Annotated in this window: 5 protein-coding genes; all 5 read right to left on the bottom strand. The window is 40.4% G+C overall.

Annotation, left to right across the window (positions count from 1 at the left end):
* Positions 1 to 687, bottom strand: a 687-nt coding sequence (locus PY093_RS21000; protein WP_275643805.1) for a reverse transcriptase domain-containing protein, incomplete at its 3' end; no start/stop codon positions are given.
* Positions 688 to 1,169: 482 nt separating this feature from the next.
* Positions 1,170 to 1,424 carry a biotin/lipoyl attachment domain-containing protein gene (locus PY093_RS20995; protein WP_275647694.1) on the bottom strand — a complete coding sequence of 85 codons (255 nt, stop codon included), beginning with the start codon at positions 1,422 to 1,424 and terminating at the stop codon, positions 1,170 to 1,172.
* Positions 1,425 to 1,459: 35 nt separating this feature from the next.
* Positions 1,460 to 2,728 (bottom strand): Glu/Leu/Phe/Val family dehydrogenase, encoded by a 1,269-nt coding sequence (locus PY093_RS20990; RefSeq protein ID WP_275647693.1) that lies wholly within the window; start codon positions 2,726 to 2,728, stop codon positions 1,460 to 1,462.
* A gap of 19 nt (positions 2,729 to 2,747) precedes the next feature.
* Positions 2,748 to 3,941, bottom strand: a complete 1,194-nt coding sequence (locus PY093_RS20985; RefSeq protein ID WP_275647692.1) for an ornithine--oxo-acid transaminase — start codon at positions 3,939 to 3,941, stop codon at positions 2,748 to 2,750.
* A 27-nt stretch (positions 3,942 to 3,968) separates the two neighbouring features.
* Positions 3,969 to 5,509, bottom strand: a 1,541-nt coding sequence (gene pruA / locus PY093_RS20980) for an L-glutamate gamma-semialdehyde dehydrogenase (protein ID WP_275647573.1), incomplete at its 5' end; no start/stop codon positions are given.

The raw sequence follows: 5,509 nt of genomic DNA, 5'->3' as shown, positions 1-5,509 counted from the left end.
TGGAGTTCCTTCTTTGGATGCTTGAACTAAACCGTTTACCATAATACCGCTTTTGAGGTATTGGCGGATAAGATGTAAAACACGCTTATCTTTTACCTTTTCCTCGATGTAGTACATGAGTTTATCGTGGTTCACTGTGTCAAAATAAGCTTTCATATCCATATCTACAACGTATCTGTACCCTTGCTCGTAGTACGACTTCGCTTGTATGATAGCCTGGTGTGCACTACGCTTCGGACGAAACCCAAAGCTATTATCGGAGAACGTAGGGTCAAATATTGGTTGTAAGACTTGATTGATTGCTTGCTGAATCATCCGGTCGATAACAGTTGGAATCCCTAATTTTCTTACACCACCGTTAGGTTTTGGAATTTCAACCCGCAACACGGGTTGTGGGCTATAAGTTCCGTCATGTAATTTCGTTAGTAACTCTTCCCTGTGCTCCTTCAAGTGCGGGAGTAACTGGTCGTAAGTCATACCGTCTACGCCTGCGGCTCCCTTATTTCTGACAACTTGGAGGTAGGCTTGATTGAGATTATTCCTTGTAAGAATTCTCTCATACAGATTTACACCATTTTGATTGTTCAGTTCACCATGGAAATTACTATGCACTCCGTTATACTCTTCATGTTCCACATTATCTCTCTGACGGTAGCCAGGTTTCCCTGTTTTCTGCGGTTGTCGCAATTTCCACACCTCCTTGTATCCTCAAAATTATTATTGTTCAGTCCTTCACGTCCTGTCAGCGAACGCTACTATGACCTCGGCTGACTTCTTACGATTCATCCTCATGTCACCATGAAGATTGCACTGGTTCGTTATCACTTAACTTGCACTGTGCCCTCGTAAGACCTCCCCTGGTAAGAGTGAATACTTTCCTCCCATGTAACTGCTAGATTTACTGTATAGGTTTCGAGCAGTATTGGACTTCAGTTTGTCTTGCAACCTTATCCGACCTAATTCAGCCTTATATCTAGTTTCTGTTCGTCAGTTCAGGAGTTTGCGTCCGACTTCCTTCAGCCACTACCTCACGATAGCCACCTTGTCTTTCGCTAACAGTTCCTACTGCCAAGCCTGTAGTGGACTTTCACCACCGAGTATTCACCCATGCAGGGCGCACAAGAAAAAGGCTTAGGGATTCGTAACTCCCTAAGCCTTTTTTAGTACTTTTAATCTGATCCCGATATTATATAGTCATCTTTTAATAAAGCTAGTATTGTGTTTTTGCTTACCTTATCTCCCTCTTTTACCATTAGAGATGTTATATATCCACTGATTCCAATTGTAATATATTGAAGCCTACCATCACTTGCTTTTAGCAGAAAAAGTTGTTCCCATTCATATAAGTATGAATTATCTTCGACATATACTTTCTCAACAGTACCATCAACCGGACTATCAATTTTATAAATTGGTAAGTTCAAACTAACACCTCTTCGGAATAGTTTTTAGAAAATATTTATACCCAACCTCGGAATCTTGAAGCCTCAGCCATTTTTCTTACTCCGACCATATACGCTGCTAATCGCATATTAACACCTCTTGTAGCTGCTACTTCATATACTTGATCAAACGATTTTACGAGAACCTTTTTCAATTTCGTTAGTACCTCTTCTTCTGACCAGTAATAGCCTTGGTTGTTTTGAACCCATTCAAAATATGAAACAGTTACCCCACCTGAACTTGCTAATACATCTGGTACAAGAAGAATACCACGTTCTGTTAAAATTTTCGTTGCTTCCAAAGTTGTTGGACCATTTGCCGCTTCAACGATGATAGAGGCTTTAATATGATGAGCATTTGTTGCAGTTATTTGATTTGAAATTGCTGCTGGTACCAATATGTCACAATCAAGTTCTAATAGCTCTTTATTGGTAATCGTGCTTTCAAATAAAGTTGTTACTGTACCAAAGCTATCTCTTCGATCAAGTAAATAATCAATATCTAAGCCATTTTTGTCATATAAAGCACCATGTGCATCAGAGATTCCAATGACTTTAGCACCTGCATCATGCATCATTTTCGCTAAAAAACTACCTGCATTACCGAAGCCTTGAACAACAACTCTTGCTCCTGTTAGCTCAATCCCCTTTTTCTTAGCAGCTTCTTCAATACAAATCGTTACACCTAGAGCTGTAGCTTTCTCCCGTCCATGTGAACCCCCAAGAACGAGAGGCTTACCCGTAATAAATCCAGGAGAATCATATTCACGTAAACGACTGTATTCATCCATCATCCAAGCCATAATTTGAGAATTTGTATAAACATCTGGTGCAGGAATGTCCTTTGTTGGTCCAACGATTTGACTGATCGCCCTTACATAGCCTCGGCTTAGCCTTTCAAGTTCTGCTAGCGACATCTTACGCGGATCACAAATAATGCCACCTTTACCTCCACCATAGGGCAAATCTACAATTCCACATTTCAGACTCATCCACATAGATAATGCCTTTACTTCCTCTTCATCTACCTCCGGATGGAATCGTATGCCACCTTTAGTAGGGCCTACTGCATCATTATGTTGTGCCCGATAGCCTGTGAATACAGTAATCGAACCGTCATCCATTCGAATAGGCATTCTAACGGTCATTAAGCGTAAAGGTTCTTTTAATAGTTCATACATCTCTTCATGATATCCTAACTTTGTTAATGCCTCTTTGATAACAATTTGGGTTGATGTGAATAAATTCAGTGACTCTTCTTGATCTTTTTGTTCAGCAAATTTCATGGGGTTCACCTCTAAAGAATTATGATAGTTTTAATTTAATTCGTTCAATTGCCCAGTCTAGTTCTTCTTTTGTAATAACAAGTGGTGGTGCAAAGCGAATAACAGTATCGTGTGTTTCTTTACATAATAGTCCTGTCGCCTTTAATTCTTCACAATACTTTCTTGCCGGTTCATGTAGCTCCACTCCAATGAATAACCCTCTACCTCGAACCTCTTTTATTAATGGATTCTTTATTTCTTTTAGACGTTCTATAAAATAGTTACCTAGTTCAAGTGACCTTTTTGTTAGCTGTTCTTCGATAAGAACATCTATCGCAGCAATGGAAACAGCACAAGCCATTGGATTTCCTCCAAAAGTTGAACCATGGGACCCAGGATTAAAAACACCTAATACATCTTTGTTTGCAACAACACAAGAAATCGGAAACACCCCTCCTCCAAGTGCTTTACCTAAAATATACATATCTGGTGTTACATCATCCCACTCGCATGCAAACATTTTTCCTGAACGACCTAACCCTGCTTGAATTTCATCGGCTACGAATAACACATTATTTTCTTTGCAAAGTTCATAAGCAGCTTTTAAGAACCCCTTAGGCGGTATAACGATTCCTGCTTCGCCTTGAATCGGCTCAATCATAAATGCTGCTGTGTTTGGTGTTATTGCCTTTTTAAGTGCCTCAATATCACCATAAGGGATTAGCTTAAGTCCGGGTAACATTGGGCCAAACCCTCTTTTATATTCTGCTTCAGAAGATAGGGATACCGCCGTCATTGTGCGACCATGAAAATTTCCTTCACACGCAATAATTTCAGCTTGATTATCTGCGATTCCCTTAACATCATAACCCCAGCGTCTTACCGCCTTCACCGCAGTTTCTACCGCTTCTGCGCCCGTGTTCATCGGAAGTGCCATTTCTTTCTTTGTTAACTTTGCAATTTTTTCATACCATGGACCTAATTGATCATTATGAAAAGCACGTGAAGTAAGTGTTACTCTATCTGCTTGATCCTTAAGAGCCTGAATAATTTTCGGATGTCTATGTCCTTGGTTAACTGCAGAGTATGCACTTAACATATCCATGTATCTATTTCCTTCTGGATCTTCAACCCAAACCCCTTCGGCTTTTGATATCACGATTGGAAGTGGATGATAGTTATTTGCTCCATACTTTTCGTTTTGCCTAATCGCATCTTGAGTAATTGTTGTCATATTCTCGTCCTCCTGATTGTTTAATTTTCATAGCATTTCAGATGTTGTTTTAGCTTGCATGTGTAAAACTAGGTAGTCTGGGCCACCAGCTTTTGAGTCAGTTCCAGACATGTTAAATCCACCGAATGGTTGGTATCCAACGATTGCACCAGTACAACCACGGTTGAAGTAGAGGTTACCAACATGGAAGTCTTCGCGTGCTTTTTCGATGTGTGCACGGTTGTTTGTAAGAACTGCTCCAGTTAGACCATACTCAGTGTTGTTTGCAATATCAAGTGCATGGTCGAAATCTTTCGCTTTGCAGATTGCTACAACAGGCCCGAAGATTTCCTCTTTCATTAGACGAGCATCTTCTGCTACGTCTGCAAAAATTGTCGGCTCGATGAACCAACCTTTAGAGTCATCGCCTTTACCACCGTGTAGTAATCTTCCTTCGTTTTTACCGATCTCAACATAACTCATCACCTTGTCAAACGCACCTTGATCGTTTACAGGACCCATGAATATAGATGTGTCTTTAGGTTCACCAACAGTTAGCTCTTTTGTTAATTCAACAACGCGGTCTACTACTTGGTCATATACGTCTGCTAAAATGACTGCTCTTGAGCAAGCCGAACATTTTTGTCCTGAGAAACCAAATGCAGATGCCACGATTGATTTAGCCGCTAATTCAAGATCAGCATCTTTATCAACAACAATCGTATCTTTTCCACCCATTTCAGCAATGACACGCTTCAACCAAATTTGGCCTTCATTTAATTTAGATGCACGTTCGTAAATTCGTAATCCAACATCACGTGAACCTGTGAAGCTAATGAAGCGAGTACGTGGATGATCTACTAAGTAGTCTCCAACTTCTGCTCCACTACCAGGGACAAAATTAACTACACCTGCAGGAAGACCTGCTTCTTCAAGAACTTCCATGAATTTGGCAGCAATGATTGGAGTTGTACTAGCAGGCTTTAGTAAAACAGTATTTCCCGCTACTAATGCAGCTGTTGTCATACCAGCCATAATTGCAAATGGGAAGTTCCAAGGTGAAATAATAACACCCACTCCAAGTGGAATGTAATTAAAACGGTTATATTCGATTGGACGGCTTTCAACTGGAAGTCCGTCTTTTAGACGAAGCATTTGACGTCCATAATATTCTAAAAAGTCGATTGCTTCCGCTGTATCAGCATCAGCTTCATTCCATGGCTTACCAGCTTCTTTTGTTAAAAGGGCAGAAAACTCATGCTTACGACGGCGAATAATTGCAGCAGCACGGAATAAAATATCTGCGCGCATTTCTGGCTTTGACTTGCGCCATGTTTGGAATGTTTTATCTGCAATTTGCATTGCCTTTTCAGCAAGCTCTTGGTTTGCTTTTGAAACCCGGCCAACCAACTCTTCTCTGTTTGACGGGTTTACAGAAGCGATTTTATCCTCAGTTGTGATGCGTTTTCCACCAATAACTAAGTCATAATCTTGCCCAAGGTAAGACTCAACTGTCTTAAGACCAGCTAAATAAGCTTTCTTGTTTTCCTCAACAGAAAAATCCGTAAATGGTTCATGTTTATATGGTA

Origin of the sequence: Cytobacillus sp. S13-E01 (assembly GCF_029193815.1) — a bacterium.
Lineage (GTDB): Bacteria > Bacillota > Bacilli > Bacillales > Bacillaceae_L > Bacillus_BV.
Note: the sequence above shows the minus strand (reverse complement) of the source record. Positions and strands in the feature narration are given on the sequence as shown.

Excerpts from the sequence above, each read along its gene's own strand:
- PY093_RS20990 (WP_275647693.1), bottom strand. The coding sequence starts at position 2,728 with ATGAAATTTGCTGAACAAAAAGATCAAGAAGAGTCACTGAATTTATTC.
- PY093_RS20985 (WP_275647692.1), bottom strand. The coding sequence starts at position 3,941 with ATGACAACAATTACTCAAGATGCGATTAGGCAAAACGAAAAGTATGGA.